This is a genomic window from Flavobacterium sp. H4147, from assembly GCF_029360735.1.
Classification (GTDB): domain Bacteria; phylum Bacteroidota; class Bacteroidia; order Flavobacteriales; family Flavobacteriaceae; genus Flavobacterium; species Flavobacterium endoglycinae.
The window spans coordinates 505,960-524,497 of sequence record NZ_JARKNB010000003.1; the positions used below are offsets into that span (position 1 = coordinate 505,960).

14 protein-coding genes are annotated in these 18,538 nt (G+C 34.5%); 5 read left to right on the top strand and 9 right to left on the bottom strand.

The genetic code is table 11. The features are described from left to right. Positions 1 to 111 precede the first annotated feature (111 nt). The 8 genes from P2W75_RS16180 to rhaT form a co-directional block, all read right to left on the bottom strand. The gene (locus P2W75_RS16180; protein WP_276381279.1) at positions 112 to 1,011 is read right to left on the bottom strand and encodes a carbohydrate kinase; all 900 of its coding nucleotides are present in this window, start codon (positions 1,009 to 1,011) and stop codon (positions 112 to 114) included. A 128-nt stretch (positions 1,012 to 1,139) separates the two neighbouring features. After that, positions 1,140 to 1,727, bottom strand: a complete 588-nt coding sequence (locus P2W75_RS16185) for an LUD domain-containing protein (RefSeq protein ID WP_276381280.1) — start codon at positions 1,725 to 1,727, stop codon at positions 1,140 to 1,142. Continuing rightward, on the bottom strand, positions 1,717 to 3,120 hold the full coding sequence (locus tag P2W75_RS16190; protein WP_276381281.1) for a lactate utilization protein B: 1,404 nt from the start codon (positions 3,118 to 3,120) through the stop codon (positions 1,717 to 1,719). Before P2W75_RS16190 ends, P2W75_RS16185 begins: the two co-directional genes overlap by 11 nt. 166 nt (positions 3,121 to 3,286) lie before the next feature. Continuing rightward, entirely contained in the window at positions 3,287 to 4,027 is a 741-nt protein-coding gene (locus tag P2W75_RS16195) for a (Fe-S)-binding protein (RefSeq protein WP_276381282.1), read from the bottom strand. Between the two features lie 240 nt (positions 4,028 to 4,267). Continuing rightward, the gene (locus tag P2W75_RS16200; protein ID WP_276381283.1) at positions 4,268 to 5,629 is read right to left on the bottom strand and encodes an FGGY-family carbohydrate kinase; all 1,362 of its coding nucleotides are present in this window, start codon (positions 5,627 to 5,629) and stop codon (positions 4,268 to 4,270) included. A gap of 204 nt (positions 5,630 to 5,833) precedes the next feature. Then, a complete protein-coding gene (locus P2W75_RS16205; RefSeq protein ID WP_207295811.1) occupies positions 5,834 to 7,108 on the bottom strand; it encodes a TIM barrel protein in 1,275 nt (424 codons plus the stop codon). Positions 7,109 to 7,306: 198 nt separating this feature from the next. Continuing rightward, entirely contained in the window at positions 7,307 to 9,424 is a 2,118-nt protein-coding gene (locus P2W75_RS16210; protein ID WP_276381284.1) for a bifunctional aldolase/short-chain dehydrogenase, read from the bottom strand. A 48-nt stretch (positions 9,425 to 9,472) separates the two neighbouring features. Continuing rightward, positions 9,473 to 10,522: an L-rhamnose/proton symporter RhaT gene (gene rhaT / locus P2W75_RS16215; RefSeq protein WP_276381285.1), complete on the bottom strand. Its 1,050-nt coding sequence runs from the start codon at positions 10,520 to 10,522 to the stop codon at positions 9,473 to 9,475. A 396-nt stretch (positions 10,523 to 10,918) separates the two neighbouring features. Between rhaT and P2W75_RS16220 the strand changes: the two genes are divergently transcribed. The 3 genes from P2W75_RS16220 (at position 10,919) to P2W75_RS16230 (ending at position 15,670) form a co-directional block, all read left to right on the top strand. After that, positions 10,919 to 11,959, top strand: coding sequence for a GntR family transcriptional regulator (locus P2W75_RS16220; RefSeq protein WP_276381286.1), 1,041 nt, complete (start codon positions 10,919 to 10,921; stop codon positions 11,957 to 11,959). A 173-nt stretch (positions 11,960 to 12,132) separates the two neighbouring features. Continuing rightward, positions 12,133 to 14,514 carry a TonB-dependent siderophore receptor gene (locus P2W75_RS16225; protein WP_276381287.1) on the top strand — a complete coding sequence of 794 codons (2,382 nt, stop codon included), beginning with the start codon at positions 12,133 to 12,135 and terminating at the stop codon, positions 14,512 to 14,514. Positions 14,515 to 14,569: 55 nt separating this feature from the next. After that, entirely contained in the window at positions 14,570 to 15,670 is a 1,101-nt protein-coding gene (locus tag P2W75_RS16230; RefSeq protein WP_276381288.1) for a PepSY domain-containing protein, read from the top strand. 113 nt (positions 15,671 to 15,783) lie between these two features. On the opposite strand, the gene P2W75_RS16235 is transcribed toward P2W75_RS16230, so the two are convergent. Then, positions 15,784 to 16,785: a hypothetical protein gene (locus P2W75_RS16235; RefSeq protein ID WP_276381289.1), complete on the bottom strand. Its 1,002-nt coding sequence runs from the start codon at positions 16,783 to 16,785 to the stop codon at positions 15,784 to 15,786. A 222-nt stretch (positions 16,786 to 17,007) separates the two neighbouring features. Here P2W75_RS16235 and P2W75_RS16240 point away from each other — a divergent pair, with 222 nt between their 5' ends. Further along, on the top strand, positions 17,008 to 17,523 hold the full coding sequence (locus P2W75_RS16240; protein WP_207295805.1) for an RNA polymerase sigma factor: 516 nt from the start codon (positions 17,008 to 17,010) through the stop codon (positions 17,521 to 17,523). Positions 17,524 to 17,573: 50 nt separating this feature from the next. Then, positions 17,574 to 18,473 (top strand): FecR domain-containing protein, encoded by a 900-nt coding sequence (locus P2W75_RS16245; RefSeq protein ID WP_276381290.1) that lies wholly within the window; start codon positions 17,574 to 17,576, stop codon positions 18,471 to 18,473. Positions 18,474 to 18,538 lie beyond the last annotated feature (65 nt).

Sequence of the window (18,538 nt, forward strand, 5' to 3'; positions counted from 1 at the left end):
ATAGGATTTTATCTTTGTATAATATTTTTAACGAATTATTACTTATAAGTTTTCATTAATTAAAAAGCCTCAAATGAAATCACATTTAAGGCTTTTCTATCTTAATAATTTTTAATTTTTATTCTTAAACTCCTCGATTGCAGCATCCGACAATTGCGGATTTGCTCCTGGAGATCCGGCAACTAACGCTCCAACCGCACAGGCAAAATCAATTGAATCCTGAGGTTCTTTTCCTGAAAGCAGTGACGTAATTAAAGCTGCTAAAAAAGAATCGCCTGCTCCTACCGTATCAACCACTTTTACTGGATAGCCTTTGTTTTCGTACAGTTTTCCTTTCCAATATAACAAAGCGCCATGTTTTCCGCGTGTCACACACATTGCTTTCGCTTCTGTAATACTGGAAATAAATTTCATGTTTTCACGAAGATTAGACGAGATAAAGCCAAAAAAAGCGGTAATTTCAAGTAATTCTTCGTCATTAAACTTTATAAAATCTGCAGACTCCATTAACTGCTCTAAAACGGGATATGAATAATGTGGTTTTCTCAGATTGACATCAAAAACCTTGTAAATATCTGCCTGCAATAATTCCTGAAGCGCTAATCGTGAAACTTTATCTCTTGAGATCAAACTGCCATAAATTAAGACATCTGCTTCTGAGACAATCGATCTGGATTTCTGATCCAATACAATTTTATCCCAAGCCGACGGATAATTGATTTCATAAGTTGCAGAACCACTTTCGTTTAAAGTTACTTCAACCAGACCTGTTGGATATTCATTTGAAATACTTATAGTATCCGTTTCCAATCCCAACTCTTTTACTTTATTTATAATTTCCCTTCCCTCTTCATCATTTCCTACACAGCTAATCATTGCGGTATCAGCATCAAAGGACTTCATACGCAACGCCACATTTAACGGTGCTCCTCCTATTTTCTTTTCACCATCAAAAACATCCCACAATACTTCGCCAAAAGCTATTGCTTTAAGATTTTTTTCGTTTTTCATTCTAATTCTTTTTTATGATCCAGTTACATAAAAATAGACTTTTAATTACTGACGTCCTAAAATTTTTGATTTATAATAACAAAAAAAGAGGATTTAAAATCCTCTTTGTGTTTATTTTCGTCAATTTGTTAATCCAACAAAAAGACAATTAATCCTCTTGCGCCATGTGCACCTAAAACCAGCGATTGTTCAATATCAGCCGTTTTTGAAGGCCCGGCAATAAAAGTTCCAAAACCGTATTCTTGATTTCCAATTCGATCATATGCTTGCTGCATCGTGCGTACAATATCGCTCTTATGAACGATAATCGCTAGATATTGTGCAATGAAAGGCGCAACACGCTGTCCTAAAATATCATCTGTTACCCAGAGTCCGCTGTTTTCGGCTACTCCAAAATGGGCTTTAATAACAGTTAGTTCTACATTTTCAAGCGAATGCGGATCGGTATTTTTCCAGTCTAAAGATGCTATTTCTGAAAGTTCTGGAAGCGTTGTGATTAATCTTTTTTCCAGATTGTAATTGGATTTGATGTACTTGATAATCTCTGTATAATCAGCAACTTCAACTGGATCACCTCCAATGCCTTTTAAAACCGTTTTATAGGTTTCGATTGTATCAAATTGTTCCGAACCTAAAACGGTTAAATCTGGCAGGTCTGCAGCAACATTAGGCTGGTTCAGTTTGATTCTTTTTAGGATTTCGGCTTTACTGCTCATTTTCTTTATTTTTAGATTCCCTAGAATTTTTCTTGTACCATTCTCTAAAGGATTGTTCTGGAACATCAGGCATTTCACGCTGATCGTACCATTTGTTCATTTTATTGTTGACCATTGCTGGCACATTTTTCATTACAAATCTTCCTGATTTTCCAGCAATATTAAAAATCGTTGGATTAGCTAAAACGGTTGCCATAGTTTTCATGGCGATGGATTTTGCTTTTGGCGTATGTCCTTCTTTTACCAAAACCTGACGCCATTTGTACAGCTGATCGTGAATATCGATTTTTACGGGACAAACGTTGGTACAAGAACCACAAAGCGTACTTGCAAAAGGCAGATCGGCATTTTTGCTCATATCTAGGTTTGGTGCCAAAATAGAACCAATTGGTCCTGCAACCGCATTGTGATAACTGTGTCCGCCGCTTCGTCGGTAGACTGGACAAGTGTTCATACACGCACCACAACGAATACATTTTAGCGAATTTCTAAAGTCTTCTCTTCCTAATTGTGTACTTCTGCCATTGTCTACAATTACGATGTGCATTTCTTTTCCGTCTCTTGGCTTTTTAAAATGACTCGAAAAAGTTGTAATGGGCTGTCCTGTTGCACTTCTGGCCAATAATCTCAGAAAAACGCCTAAGTGTTCTCTTTTCGGAATTAATTTCTCAAATCCCATACAGGCAATATGAACATCGGCTAAATGTGCGCCCATATCGGCATTTCCTTCGTTGGTGCAAACCACAAACTCTCCGGTTTCTGCCACAGCAAAATTAACTCCCGTTAAAGCTGCTTTCCTCGTCAAAAATGTATTTCGCAAACTATGACGAGCCGATTCTGTTAAATACTGCGGATTGAAATTTCCTTTTTCAGTACCTAAATGTTCGTGGAAAGTTTCGCTTACATCTTCTTTTTTTAAGTGAATCGCCGGAAGTACAATATGGCTTGGCGGTTCTTTTCGAAGTTGTACGATATATTCACCTAAATCAGAATCAATTACTTCGATTCCTTTTTCGGCTAAATAATCATTTAAATGGCATTCTTCTGTAAGCATCGATTTGGATTTCACCATTTGCTTTACATCGTGTTTTGCCAGAATCGAATGTACTATTTCATTATGTTCTTTGGCATCTGCCGCCCAATGTACAATTATTCCGTTTCTTTGAGCATTCGCTTCAAATTCAACTAAATAGTCGTGAATATTGGAGAGAACGTTCAGTTTTATTTTAGAAGCCGTTTCGCGAAGCAATTCCCAATCTTCGATCTGGTGTGCTGATTTATCTCTTTTGGCACGAACAAACCAAAGTGTTTCATCATGCCAATTGACACGCTCGACATTTTTGTTAAATTTTGTTGCGGCTTCGCTGTGCGGTATTACTTTTTCTGATGACATTTTTGTTGTTTTTTACCATTAAGGCATTAAGTAAATTAAGCCAAACTTTAAACTTAATTTCTTAATAGTGAAAAGAAAATTAAGTTCAATTTAAAATCACTTAAATCCCTTATTTATCTACCACACTAAGCTAAATGAACTTAATATCGTAATGGTAGAAAGAAAATTAATTTTCGAGTGAATTTAATATTTCAGCAATGTGAATGGTTTTGATCCTGCTTTTTTGTCTTTTTAGAATTCCGTCTAAGTGCATTAAGCAGGACATATCTCCACCAGTAATATAATCCACATCATGACTTTCGTGATCTTTAATTCGGTCTTGTCCCATTTTTACCGAAACCGCTTCTTCAGTAACACAGAATGTTCCTCCAAAACCACAGCATTCGTCTTTTCGAGTTAAGGCTACCAAATCCAGTCCTTTAATGCTATGCAATAATTGTTCTGGTTTTGAGAAAAATGGTGCGTTTAGTTCTGACATCTGCGAAAGCTTTAATCCTCTTTGTCCGTGGCAGCTTACGTGCATTCCGACCCTAAAAGGAAAACTTCCGTCAATGTGATCGATTTTTAAAACATCAGTTATAAACTCTGTCAGTTCGTAAACTGTATTTCGGATTGCGGTGGCTTTTTCTTCCTGTTTTTCGTCGTGTAAATGGTCTTTCACATGTAAAACACAACTTCCGGAAGGACAAACAATATAATCGTATCCTGAAAAATTAGCTATAAAATTGGCATCACAGCCTTTTGTTAAATGTGCATAACCGCTGTTTGCCATGGGCTGGCCGCAGCAAGTCTGCCCCATCGGAAACTCAACTTCGCAGCCTAATTTCTGCAAAAGTTCGTATGTCGCAATTCCTACTTTTGGGTAAAACTGATCAACATAACACGGTATAAAAAGTCCGATTTTCATTTTAGTTTATTTTTATTTTTTAAACACATAGAAATATAGATTTCATAGCTCAAAAAAAGACATTTTATTTCTTTAAACAAACATAGTTATGTGTAATAATATGTTATTTTTTACTCTGAACCTTAGCCATAAAAATCTATTTTTCTACGTATTACCTATTTTTTTTCACGCAGATTAAATCAGATCAAAAAGGTTTTAATTTTTAATTCATAATTTTTAATCTATTCATCAACGATCACTTTAATGCTTATAAAATTTCAAATCAATTAAATCATTTTGAATTGGTTTAGGATTCCAGTTTTGATGAATTGCCAATGCTGCACCCAATGCGCTTGCCTGTGCCATAGATGCGGCGTACACTTCTACGTCTGGAAAAGCTTCTGCTAATAAGTTCATGTAAATTGAATTTTTGCTGAATCCTCCGTCAACAAAAATCTTTTTTACTGGGCTGTTATGAATGACTAAATTAGTTGAAAAAACTTGTTGTTCTACCAAATCCAGCATTAATTGATGGTAGGCTGTTTCGTAATTTTTGAAAGTCGAAAGGTCTCTTTTTTGAAAAGGACATTCTTTTAAAATATCAAAATTATATTTTTTAGGATATAGGATTTGAAAATTTAAAGCTCTTAAATTCGAAACAATATTTTTATCGAAATAAACTTCTTTGTACGTATCAAGTGGAACTTTAAAATGCTCTGCTAGTCTTTTTGTTTGTACTTCGTGTTCGTTTCCTGCAAAAAGTCTTGCGGCTTTTACGGGTTTTTCGGTGTACTGCAAATAACACAAACAGTCATTTTGCAATTCTTTAAAAGTCAAAGGTTTATTATTGAAAGGGTTTAAGGAAATACTCCACGTTCCGGTCGATAATAAAACAAACGGTTCTGTAAAGTTTATGGTATACGGAATTATCGCCGATGAACTATCGTGAAGTCCGGCTCCAACTGCCAGTCCGTCTGAATTTTTAATACTATCTTTTCCGTAATGAAACGGTGGAATTTTATTTGAAATGCCTTCTTTTTCAAGCCATTTATGATATTTCATTTTTTTGAAATTCCACAAATTGGTATGACAGCCCACACTTGTAATATCGGCGTAAGCCTCATTCGTTAAAAGAAAACTTAAAAATTGAGGCAGATGCAGACAGTATTTTACTTTTTCGAACACGTCTGGTTTTTCTTCTTTTAAGCGGTAAATCTGCATTCCCGAATTTAAACTTCCTAAAACTGGAGAAGCTGTTTTTACGGCAAATGATTCTTCGCCTTTGTATTTTTTATAAAAGTCTGATTTTAAATTCTCTGGATACTCTTTTAAATAATTATACAGAGGAGTTAAAACTTTTCCTTCTTGATCGATGTAGACAAAACTGGCGCCGTAAGTGCTGAAATTGATGGCTTTTAAAACGTAACTCGTCAGGTTTTTTATTTCTTCTAAACGGTCAAAAATCCAATTTTTAAGAAGGTTTATATCTTCACAAGGAAAGCCATCTTCATCGACTGTTTCATCAAAGTTGACTGATTTTTCCCAGACGATTTTATAATTTTCATCAAATAAAAAAACCTTTTTGTTTGTTTTGCCAATATCAAAAATTGCAACTACATTCATTTCTTAATTATGAGTTATGAGTTCAAGAATTATGAATTATGAGTTATGAATTATGAGTTATAAATATGTACACACTAATTTAACCTGTTGGGCGAAATGAAACAAATTTAATTTTAACACATAGAAACATAGATTTCTATGTGTTAAAATAATTTCACCCAACGGTTAACTTATAACTTATAATTTATAATTCATAACTTATAATTACAACCCAGTGGCCAATGTTTTTAATCCTCTTTCTCCAATTAGATTTTTTCTAACGGAAAGGCTGCGGTATAATTCAACTGGATTTAAAGCCGCTCCTGAACGCAAACGAGCTTCTGCCACTAAAGCGCGAACATCGGTACGGAATGCATTTTGAAGAATTTCCTGTGCTTTTACTACATCATTTTCTTCTTGTGCTTTTTCTAATGCTTTTCTATCAACAGAAAGTGCCTGGGCGTACGCAATCATAATGGCTTCAACCGACTGCAATAAGTCTTCTAACGGATCTTTGATATTGTGAGAAGCATCGATCATCCAGCCTAAATCTTTTGCATGATTCATTCCTCTGGCATCCATTCCTTCAACCAATTCATTGAAAATCAAGAATAATTGGTATGGCTTTAAAGCTCCGGCAGTTAAATCGTCGTCTCCATATTTTGAATCATTGAAGTGGAATCCTCCTAATTTGTTTTCCATCAATAATAAAGAAACAATTTGTTCGATATTGGCATTTGGAAGGTGATGTCCTAAATCGACTAACGTTTGTGCTTTGTCTCCTAATTTTTTTACATATGAATACGATTGTCCCCAATCTGCTACTGTTGTCGAATAGAAATTAGGTTCTGCGCATTTGTATTCTAAAAACAATTTCCAGTTTGAAGGCAATGCATCGTAGATTTCTTCTAAACTTTCTAATGTATTCTGATAAGCTTTTCTGAAGTTTAATTGTCCTGGAAAGTTAGAACCATCCGCTAACCAAACGGTTAAAGATTCAGATCCTAATTCGATTCCGTGTTTAATTACTTCTATGTTGTGAGCAATTGCTTGTTTACGCACGGCTTTGTTTACGTTTTGCAAAGAACCGTATTTATAAGTATGTTCAGCATTGGCTTGATCTTGGAAGGTGTTTGAGTTCATGGCGTCAAACTTTAATCCGTGCTGTGCTGCTAGTATTTTAATGTCAGTATAATTTGTTGGAATATCCCACGGAATATGAAGTGAAATGGCTCCTGAAGCATTGTTTAATTTATGAAGTAATCCAACATCTTCGATTTTTTCTTCTAATGAACGAGGTTCTCCACCTCCGGCGAAACGTCCAAATCTTGTTCCTCCTGTTCCTAAAGCCCAAGATGGAATGGCAATTTGAAAATCGATTAACTTTTGAATAATGGCTTCAGCATTTTCAATTTCTGAGGTTGTAAAGGCAAATTTATTCTGGTGTTTTTTTAATAGATCTTCGTTATGAGATTCAATGTGGTTTGATGAGATTAACATAGTTATTTATTCTTTTAATAGAGTTTACAATATATAGAATTTCTATACACTAAACTCTTGTTTCACTTTACTATTTATGCTGGTAGATTTGTTTACAAAAAGTGATACATCTAAAAAAATCTAACGTTCGAAAAAATTCGAACGCTAGACCACAAAAAACCACTTTTGCTTAAACAAACTTATAAAAAAACTTATCTATTATCTATAAAATCCCATTGCGACTCCGCCGTCTACATTAAGGGCATTTCCTGTTGATTTGTTCAGGAAACCGCCGACAAATGTGAAACATGCATTGGCAATATCGTCTGGTAGAATAATTTCATTTAATAATGTACGTTTTGCATAGTATGCCGGTAATTCTTCCACCGTAATACCGTATGCTTTTGCGCGTCCTTCTGCCCATCCGCCAGACCAAATATTTGAATCTGAGATTACTGCATCTGGATTTACAGTATTAACACGGATTTTATCTGCTCCTAATTCGGCAGCCATTAAACGTGTTAAATGTGCCTGCGCTGCTTTTGCAGAACCGTAGCCCGGATTGTTTGGCCCCGCTACAACTGCGTTTTTAGAAACAATGTTTACAATATCTCCTCCAAATCCCTGCTTGCGCATTACTTCGATTCCGGCTTTCGAAACAATAAATTGTCCTTTTACCAAAATATCGTATAATCGGTCCCACTCTTCAAGAGTGTGTTCTGCAATTGATTTAGAAATACTGATTCCAGCATTGTTTACAATAATATCTGCACCTCCAAAAGCTAAACAAGCTTCATCTAATGCTTTTTCTGTACTTACCTCATCTGTAACATTTAACAAAGTGCTTGAAACGGCATCTTTACCAAATAATTGGATGAACTCTGCTGTTGCCCCTTCTAAACGCTCTTCGTTGATGTCGTTGATTACTACACACGCACCTTCTTGAGCAAATTTCTTAGCAATTGCTTTACCAATTCCTCCAGCAGAACCTGTAATCACAGCTACTCTGCCAGATAATGCTTTTGGTTTTGGCATACGTTGTAATTTAGCTTCTTCCAATAACCAATATTCAATATCAAAAGCTTCTTGGTGAGGTAATGAAGTATATTCAGAAACTGCTTCAGCACCTTTCATTACGTTCACGGCATTGATATAATATTCTGATGCCAGACGCGCCATTGTTTTATCTTTTGCAAAAGTGAACATTCCAACTCCTGGATATAAAATCACAACTGGGTTTGGATCACGCATTGCAGGTGAATTCGACTTTTTACAAGCGTTGTAATAGTCTTTGTACAGGGCACGATATGCTTCAAAAGCCGGAGCTAATTTTGCTTTAACGACATTTACATCTGATAAATCTTCATTTGGATCTAATTCTAAAACCAATGGGCTGATTTTAGTTCTTAAAAAGTGATCTGGACAGGAAGTTCCTAACGGCGCTAGTTTTGAAAGATCATTTGAGTTGATAAATTCTAAAACTCTGGCATCATCTGTATAATGTCCGATCATCTGACGTTCTGACGAACAGAAACCTCTTAAGATTGGAGCCACTTTTGCTGCTTTTAATTTACGATCAGCTTCTAGAAGGCTGTCGATTTTTTTACCTCCAAAAACGGGACGTTTTTTACCGTAGTTATCTTCAAGATAGGCTGCACATTTCTCGATAACTTCGAGCGTGTTGATATAGCTTTCGTATGCAGTATCTCCCCAAGTAAATAATCCGTGAGAACCTAACATGATCCCGCGTAGTTTTTTACCGTTCTTTTCGGCTTCTTCCAAACAGCTTCTTAATTGAAGCCCTAAGTCAAAACCAGGACGCTGCCATCCTACCCAACCGATTTCTCCGTCGAATAATTCATCTGTGATTTTCTTTCCATCTTTCGCAGCAGCGATTGCAATTGCCGCATCTGGATGTAAGTGATCGATATGTTTAAATGGCAAAAATCCGTGTAATGGTGTATCGATAGAAGGTGCTTTTGAAGCCAAATCGAAAATACAGTGGTTGAATAGTTCTACCATTTCGTCTTCGAATTCAATTCCTCTATACACATTTTCAAGATTACGTAATCTGTCTAAATACAGTGCCGCACAACCAGATTTTGTCAAAGTCCCGATGTCTCCTCCAGAACCTTTAATCCACATTACTTCTGAATTTTCACCTGTTAAAGGATCTTTATCAATAATTTTTACAGAAGTATTTCCTCCTCCATAGTTAGTAAGCCTTAAATCAGCTCCTAAAAGGTTTGAACGATAAATGAAAAGCGCTACTTCATCTCCGGCTAATGCTTCGGCTTTATCGTCATCCCAAAGATAGCTTACATGCTTAAAATTCATATTTTTTGTATTTATATTCGACGTTGTTATCATATAGTTGGTTAATATTTACAGTGAATTTCCAATTCCGACTAGAACAATTGAGAGCATAATTAATGCGATTCCTAAAAGGAAAGTATTGAAGGTTTTCTTTGAAACGCCTTTCCATTCTTTTAGATAAAAGCCCCAGAAGTTTGCGGTTAAAATAATCGTGGCCATGTGCAGAATCCATGAGCTGGCTCCGTTTCCTAATTTGCTTTCTCCCATTCCGTAGAAGAAAAACTGCAGAAACCACATTGTTCCCGCCAAAGCTGAAAAAAGGATATTTTTGGTAATCGGTGTTGATTTATTGGTATAATCACCGATTGTTTTGTTTTTGAAGTTTAGGTAAATGCACCAGATAAAGTTGGTTGTTAAACCTCCCCAAAGCAACACAATATACGTGACATTATTTTGAAACAAAGGATTTGAGCCGTTAATTACAGCTTGTTCTGCCATTGGTTTTCCTGCTTCGATTCCATAATTGAAGAATGAACTTAAAATCCCCGAAACAACGGCAATGATTAAACCTTTTACGAGGCTGAAATCTTTGTCTTTATCTTCATGTCCCACGGCAAAGTCTTTTTCTTTCAGCATTCCTGCTTTTCCTGAAATGGCAATTCCCAATAAGCAAACTGCAACTCCTAATAAAACCAGTTGTCCGCCAGAATTTCCGAGCATATCGGTAAAAGATACTTTTCCTGATGTTGGATATAAATCGTAGTAAATAGAGGGAACTAATGCTCCAAATGCCGAGCAGAATCCTAAAATGATGGAGTTTCCTAATGACATTCCTAAGTAACGAACGCCAAGACCGTATGTTAATCCGCCGATTCCCCAGATTAAGCCCATTGAAAATGTAAAAGCTTTAATAGAAGGTGAAGCTGCAGCGATGATTTCTGTAAAGTTAGGAATCGTTAAATAAGCGGCAATTGGCGGTACAATTAACCATGAAAAAAATCCACCTACGAGCCAGTAACTTTCCCATGCCCAATTTTTAACTTTCTTGAAAGGCATATAAAAACTACCTGAAGAGAATCCTCCGATAGAATGAAAAATGATTCCTAATAATGACTCCATTTAATAATATTTGTTTTTGGTTAATTGTGATAGTTAATTTGGTTTTGTAAAATAATGTAATGTTAAAAACAAAACTGTCCTGTACTATCCTTTATAATTCCGGTTAATTATGTTAAAAGTGCATACTTATTATAAAGAACAATTGGATTATATTGGAAAAATAAATTTAAATACGCTATTTTAGCAATCGATTTCGTAATTATTATATCCGCAAATAAGTCTCAAATTAAGATAACTGCTTGAAAATAAAATAAAGTTTGATTTTAATTTAGCATTTTGTAAGGAAAGTAGTAAAATCAATACATAAGCAGTTTTTTAGGTTGCTTTTCATTAAATTATAATTAAAAAAAATCGGCATTCATTTAAAAAAAATGAACTGATTTGGAAATTACAAGCATGATTAAGTTAATTAAAATAGATGAGGATTCGAGAGTTCCAAAATACAAGCAGATTGTAGACTCGATTTTGCAGAATATTGCTAACGGAAATTTAAAAATCAACCAAAAAATTCCCTCTATAAACAGTTTCAGTGAGGAGTTTTACATGTCACGCGATACCGTTGAAAAAGCCTATAATATTTTAAAAGAGCGAAAAATCATCTCTTCTATTAGAGGAAAAGGCTATTATATAACGAGAACAAAATTAGAATCGAAAGTCAATATTTTGTTTTTGACCAATAAATTGAGTTCGTATAAAATGAAAACCTACAGCTCATTTATTGATACTCTTGGCGCAAATGCTCATACTGATCTTCAAATTTACCACTGCGACGAAACTTTATTTCTGAATATCTTAGATAAGTTTGAAGGCGCTTACGATTATTATGTGATTACCACCCATTTTAAAACCGACGAATTAAAGCATTTAAGTTTCACTGACGATGTTGTAAATGCGATTAAAAAGATCCCGCAGGAAAAGCTGGTTGTTTTAGACAATATCAAATTAGGAACTGGTGATGATGTGATTAAAATTTATCAGGATTTCGAAAATGATATTTATAATGCTCTAAAAGAAGGTCTTTCTAAAATAACAAAATACAAACGTTTAATTTTGGTATATCCGGATAAAGCCGTTTATCCGTATCCGAGAAGAATTTTACATGGTTTTAGAAAATTCTGCGTTGAACACGAAATCAATTTTGAGATTTTGAGTGAAGTGTATGACGATATGATTCTGAAGAAAGGTGATTTATTTATTACAATCGAAGAATCTGATCTGGTAAATTTAATGAAGCAGATTCGAGATGAAGAGTTTGTTTTAGGAAAAGAAATTGGTGTGATCTCTTATAATGATACTCCTTTAAAAGAGCTTTTAGGCATTACCGTTATGTCAACTGATTTTAATGTAATGGGAGAAACTGCCGCCCGAATGATCTTAAACAAAGAAAGAGGACAAGTTAAAGTTCCGTTTAATTTTATTGATCGAAATTCGATTTAAAATCTATACACACTTCCCTATTCATTATCCAAATATCAGCTTTGAAATTTGGCACAAATCTCTATGTTAACATTTTAATTATTTTTTAAGAAAATTTTAATCTTACTCTTAGAAGTTTGTCTTATTTAATATATTTGTAATCAGTCTAAATAAGAATAAATTACAGATTTTATATGAAAACAAATTTTAAAACACTTAGTAACAATATTTTACTACATGTGTTTCTTGCTTTTCTGGCGATCTTCATAGGTTCAGAAACAGCTTTTTCTCAATCAACAGTGGGAACAATTTCGGGTCACGCTATTTTGAAAGACGGAAATTCTTTACAAGGTGCCACCATTAAAATTTCAGAATTAAATAAAACTGCCACAACTGATTCTGATGGTTCCTACCAACTAAGAAATATTCCTTTTGGAACGTATTTAGTTGAAATTAAATTAAACGGATACGATGCTTCTCCTGCTACTGTTTTAGTAGATCAAAATAATACAGATGCAAAACTTGATTTTGAACTAACGTACACTTCTCAAAAATTAGAAGAAGTAATCGTGAGTTCTGGAGGAAATCGTTTTGCCAGAAAAGAAAGTGAAGAGGTTTCGAAAATGAAACTAAAAAACATGGAAAATCCGCAGGTTTATACCATTGTAAGTAAGGAACTTATGAAGGAACAAGTGATCACCGATTATAACAGTGCTTTTAAAAACGTTCCTGGAGCCGGTATTGCCGAAGTTCGAAACCAAGGTAGAACAACCAACATTTCTAGAGGTTTTGCAACACCTCAATTGGTACGAAACGGAGTTGGAAGTTTTACTTATACTACTATCGATCCGTCTAACTTAGAACGTATTGAAGTTATTAAAGGACCATCGGCAACTTTGTTTGGAAGTACGATTTCTTCTTTTGGAGGATTGTTTAACCGAGTTACTAAAAAGCCTTTTGATTTCTTTAAAGGTGAAGTTTCCTATTCTGCTGGAGATTGGGATTTGAATCGTTTTACGGCTGATATTAATACACCGCTTAACGAAGAAAAAACAGCTCTTTTTAGAATCAACACAGCTTTACACAGCGAAAGAAGTTTTCAAGATGCTGGATTCAACAAAAGCTTTTTTATAGCGCCAAGTTTTTCATATCAGGTAAACGAAAGATTGACTTTACTTATCGATGCTGAATTTAGTGCTTCAAAAGGAACTTCTCCGACAAGATTAGCGCCATATACAAAAGCAGATGCTACAGCACATAGTATTGAAGAAATGCAAATTCCTTATAAACTTTCATTTGCCAATAATACAGTGAATTACACGAGTCAGCAATACAACATATTTGCTCAGTTGAAATATAAAATGTCCGATGAATGGACGTCGCAAACCGTTATTTCGCGTACAAGATCATCGTCAGAAGGATATGTAGTACAATTGACTGCATTAAGTAATGAAACACTAAGACAACAAGTTACCAACCAAGATTATCCTTATTACGGAACTGATATTCAGCAGAATTTTAATGGTGATTTTAAAATTGGAAATCTTCGTAACCGAGTTGTTGCTGGTTTTGATTTCTATAGTCTTCGTGCAACTCGTAACGATGCATCGGTAAACATGCCAGCTATCAATTATAGAGAACCGGGAGCGGCTTATAACAACTTTACTCTTGAGAAAATAAAACCATTATTTGCTGCCGCTACTTACTCAAATTTTGTTTCTAATAACGAAAGAACGTACAGTGCGTATGTATCTGACGTATTAAACGTTACGGAAAAATTAATCGTAATGGCTGGTCTTAGAGCAGATCGTTATATTAATAAAGGAGCCTATTACCCAAGTACCAATCTTACTACTGGAAATTACAACCAAACAGCATTTTCTCCTCGATTTGGAGCGGTTTACCAAATCGTAAAGGAAAAAGTATCTGTTTTTGGAAATTACATGAACGGTTTTAATAACGTTGGTGGTTCTGATTTCAACGGAAATACTTTTAAACCAAACCAAGCCAATCAGTTAGAAGGAGGATTGAAATTTGATTTCAGCAAAATCAGTGCTACTTTTAGTTACTATGATATTCAAGTTACGAATGTTACTCGTGAAGATCCTGATCACGTAAACTTTCAAATTCAGGATGGAACACAGTTAAGTAAAGGTTTTGAAGCAGAGTTTATTGCAAACCCAATTCGCGGATTAAACATTGTAGCGGGTTATACGTATAATGACAGTAGACTTACTAAAGCAAGTCCAAGCACAAACGGATTACGACCAACAACTGCGGGTTCGCCAACAACTGCCAATCTTTGGGCAAGTTACCGTTTAACGGAAGGTGCTGCATCTGGTCTGGGATTTGGTGTGGGAGGAATTTATGGAAGCCGTTACTATCAAACCAATACTGCTGATTTCAAATTTAGTATTCCTGAATATACTGTTCTAGATGCTTCTGTTTTCTACGACAGACCAAAATACAGATTAGGATTAAAAGTAGACAATCTTACGAATGAAAAATATTGGTCGTATCGTTTAGCTGCTCAGAATCCAACGAGAGTAACGGGAAATATTACTTTTAAATTCTAATATTTGTGTTTATCATTTCCAATGATATTCTCTACATTTGGACTTTATTACAATTATGACCAAAGGTTTAAAAAATACTATCAGACAAATACATTTGTGGCTCGGTTTAGCATCGGGCCTCATTGTTTTTATAGTGAGCATTACTGGATTTCTGTATGTTTTTGAAGAAGAAATCCGTGATTTTTCACATCAAGAATACTTACACGTTCCCGTTCAGCAGAAGCCTTTTATAGGATTAAAAACGATACTTGAAAATTACGAACATCTTGAACCTAAAAAGAAAATTACGGCTCTAAAAATAAACCGTGAAGAACCAAATGCGGCAGTTGAGATTTCTACCAAAAAGAAAAAAACGTACTATTTTAATCCTTACGATGGAACTCTGATTAAAGAACAAGGCTCCGACTGGCTGAATACCGTTTTAGAAATACACCGCAATTTATTATTAGGCGATTTTGGGGAATTTATACAAGGATGGTCGGTTGTGATTTTTATCATCATGCTCCTTACTGGACTCATTTTATGGTTTCCAAATCAAAGGCGACTGATAAAACAATCTTTGAAAATAAAATGGAGCGGTTCTTTTAAAAGAGTTAATTTCGATTTGCATCAGGTTTTAGGTTTTTATGCATCGATTTTTTTATTATTAATTGCTTTTTCAGGAACCTATTTTAAATATGATACGGTTAAAAAAACGGTCAGTTTAGTAACGGGAAGTACACTTCGAAAAGGTGATGAAGTGATTTCGAATCAAAAAATCGATTCAACTACGATTCCTGTTCGGTACAATGCCATTTATGAAAATGCGAATTCTAAATATCCGGGAGCGACTTCGGTTTCATTTTCAATTAGAAAAACGGGCGAACTTCGATTGCGTATGACCTACCCTAACAATTGGGCTAGAAACCAAAATACAATTTTCTTCGACGGGAAAACGGGGCAAATGCTTCGAACTAAACTTTACAAAGATAATAATGCTGCCGATATATATGAAGCCAGCAACCACGATCTGCACACAGGAGTTTTCTTTGGCCTTGCCGGAAAAATAATCTGGAGTTTGGTCAGTTTAATTAGTGCATCTCTTCCTATAACGGGATTTATTATTTGGTGGAAAAAAGGAAAAAAGAAATCAAAACCGAAGAAGGTTAAAGCGTAAAATGAAAATATATTTTTTGACGAAGATTTACAAAAGACAAGCTTTCAATTTTCACAGAATAAAAAAGGATGAACATAAGTTCATCCTTTTTTTGTTTAAATATCATTTCACTATTACTTTTCAAAATAAAGATAATCAGTATTATTAGTGGCTACATTTCGTAATCGAATCTGTGAGTTATTGAATTCAAATAATTTCCAGCTGTTGTTATTTAATTTACTGAGTAATGCAGAACTAAAGTTTAATTTTAATTCCTGTACGCCATATTGGGCTGTTGTCTGCCACTGGCCTGTTTCGGTGGTTCCGTCTTTCGTTGCGACAACAGACATATCATTTTTAAATACAAATGAATATCCGCTAAACAAAGACGTTTTATCTGAATCGTCAAAAAAATAGGGAATTTTCCAAGTTCCGTTTACAATCGTTGATGCAAAATTAAGAGTTGCAATATTATTTTCCGGACAATTGTCAATGGCGTATTTAATAGCATTTTCGAAATCTAAATTGCTCGAAATTAATTTTGTCTGATAATTATAATCTACTATTGAAATCGGGTATTGTAAAGAAATATATTGGCTTTCGTTTAGGTTTTTTATAAAATTAAAAAACGCCTGATCACTTATTATCGATGTTGAACTTGCAATTTGATTAGCACTATTATAAATGTTGATTGTAATAGGATAATTAATATTGAGTCCGTTGATTTTAGATAAAAGGTCGGGATAAAGATTCCAGTAGGCAATTAAATCATTAAAATCAGACTGATTAGGTATTAATTTCTGAATGTAATTATAATACACCATTGTAACGGGAAAAGTTATTTTCACAATATCATCGTCAGTATTACTCGCATTGATATTATCAACTACTTTTTGGTAATCAGCTGCTGAATTAATGGCAATTACTTCATTGTTTACGGTTACAGTGTATGGGAATTTTATAGTACAATACGTCGATCCGTCTATCATATTATCCTGCACCGTTGGAACCATTGCAACTCTTTGCAAATAGGTCGTTAGAGGCGAATTTTTGGTCACTGTACTCTGATTGCTAGAATCCTGCTCGTCCATTCCGTTCTGGCAGGACAATAAAAAAAGCAAAATTATTGGTGACAAATATTTTTTTAGAGACAGCATACTTTTATTTTTACAAAGGTAATAAAAATTCAAGAAACTGCTTTTTAATAAATTGGGTTTGAAAAGATTTGATTTCATTTTTTCTACTTAATAATCACATGAAAAACAACATTTTATGTTCTAATAAAACAATCATGATTACTTTTACCCTACTTAAACTAAAAACAAATACTTTTGCATCTTACAAATTGTAAAATCTAAATGCCAAATAACCCCCAATCAAACACTTGCGACGAAATTATTTTTTCGTCCTTTTTTAAAGGTCATATAAAAGCGCTCCGCAATTTCCTTTTTTACAAATTTGGTAATCTGGAAAAGGCGGAAGATATTGCGCAGGAAGCTTTTTTAAAACTTTGGCAGAACTGTTCTACTGTGCCGCTTGAAAAAGCAAAATCATACGTGTACACAATTGCCAATAACAGCAGTCTTAATGAAATTGCACATCAAAAAGTAGTTTTGAAATATGAAAAAGATTTCACTGGCTTGGACAAAACCAATCAGAATCCTGAATATCTTCTGGAAGAAAAGCAGTTTCAAGCCAAACTTTTAAAGGCAATAGAAAACTTAAACGAAAAACAGCGTATTGCTTTTTTAATGCATCGTATTGATGGAAAAAAGTACAGCGAGATAGCGGCAGATTTAAATATCAGCGTAAAAGCAGTCGAAAAACGCATTCATTTGGCTTTGTTAAGCTTACGTAAAGAAATTGATTTATAAAAGTAGGGTAAATTTAATCCTGACTGTTTTAATAACATAATACCGGTACAATGAAAAAGAATCACTTATTGGCCAAATGGCTTAACAACGATTTGTCTCAGGACGAATTAGCTGCATTTGAAGCCAGTCCCGACTTTGAAAAATATCAGAAAATAAAAAAATATACCGATCATTTAATGATAGATGATTCAGATGAAGATGCAATGCTTTCTTCTATTCTGAAACAGAAAAAAGAAACGCCAAAAGTAATTCCGATATACAAAACGTGGCTTTTCCGTGCGGCAGCAATTTTTGTTATCGCTCTAGGAATTACGCTTGCTTTTAAAATGACTGTACATGAAACAGAAACCGCTGCTTTAGGCGAAAGAACCTCTTTTTCATTACCAGATCATTCAGAAGTAGTATTAAATTCCGGTTCTGAAATACAATACAAAAAATGGAATTGGAACACTCACCGACATCTCGAACTTCAAGGAGAAGCGTATTTTAGAGTGGCCAAAGGAAGACGTTTTGAAGTACAAACAAAACTTGGTAAAGTGGCCGTTTTAGGAACACAATTTAATGTAAAGGCCAGAAAAAACAGGTTTGATGTTGTGTGTTACGAAGGACGTGTAAAAGTAAATTATGCCAACCAGCAAATTCTGCTGACTCATGGTCAAGGTGTGAGTTTTGAAAATGGAAAAGAAATTAAAATGACCATCACTTCAGTAAAACCAGAATGGATAGAAAATCGAATATCTTTTTATAAAGAAAATATCAAAACTATTTTAGACGAAGTGGAAAGACAATACAATATCAGTATCGAATTAAATGCAAAAGATACGACGTCATTATTTACAGGAAAATTACCTGCGAAAAATCTGGAAACTGTTTTGCAGATCATCAGTACGACATATGACGTAAAAGTTCAAAAAGTTTCAAAAAATAAAATAATTATTGACGAAAAATAAATGTTGCTCCCCAAACAATATCATTTTTTGTTTTGCCTCTTTTTCTATGTCCTCAATTTATTGGG

What these genes read in the sequence shown, in the direction of transcription:
- P2W75_RS16180 (WP_276381279.1), bottom strand. Translation starts at nt 1,011, where the DNA reads ATGAAAAACGAAAAAAATCTTAAAGCAATAGCTTTTGGCGAAGTATTG.
- P2W75_RS16185 (WP_276381280.1), bottom strand. Translation starts at nt 1,727, where the DNA reads ATGAGCAGTAAAGCCGAAATCCTAAAAAGAATCAAACTGAACCAGCCT.
- P2W75_RS16190 (WP_276381281.1), bottom strand. Translation starts at nt 3,120, where the DNA reads ATGTCATCAGAAAAAGTAATACCGCACAGCGAAGCCGCAACAAAATTT.
- P2W75_RS16195 (WP_276381282.1), bottom strand. Translation starts at nt 4,027, where the DNA reads ATGAAAATCGGACTTTTTATACCGTGTTATGTTGATCAGTTTTACCCA.
- P2W75_RS16200 (WP_276381283.1), bottom strand. Translation starts at nt 5,629, where the DNA reads ATGAATGTAGTTGCAATTTTTGATATTGGCAAAACAAACAAAAAGGTT.
- P2W75_RS16205 (WP_207295811.1), bottom strand. Translation starts at nt 7,108, where the DNA reads ATGTTAATCTCATCAAACCACATTGAATCTCATAACGAAGATCTATTA.
- P2W75_RS16210 (WP_276381284.1), bottom strand. Translation starts at nt 9,424, where the DNA reads ATGAATTTTAAGCATGTAAGCTATCTTTGGGATGACGATAAAGCCGAA.
- rhaT (WP_276381285.1), bottom strand. Translation starts at nt 10,522, where the DNA reads ATGGAGTCATTATTAGGAATCATTTTTCATTCTATCGGAGGATTCTCT.
- P2W75_RS16220 (WP_276381286.1), top strand. Translation starts at nt 10,919, where the DNA reads ATGATTAAGTTAATTAAAATAGATGAGGATTCGAGAGTTCCAAAATAC.
- P2W75_RS16225 (WP_276381287.1), top strand. Translation starts at nt 12,133, where the DNA reads ATGAAAACAAATTTTAAAACACTTAGTAACAATATTTTACTACATGTG.
- P2W75_RS16230 (WP_276381288.1), top strand. Translation starts at nt 14,570, where the DNA reads ATGACCAAAGGTTTAAAAAATACTATCAGACAAATACATTTGTGGCTC.
- P2W75_RS16240 (WP_207295805.1), top strand. Translation starts at nt 17,008, where the DNA reads ATGCCAAATAACCCCCAATCAAACACTTGCGACGAAATTATTTTTTCG.
- P2W75_RS16245 (WP_276381290.1), top strand. Translation starts at nt 17,574, where the DNA reads ATGAAAAAGAATCACTTATTGGCCAAATGGCTTAACAACGATTTGTCT.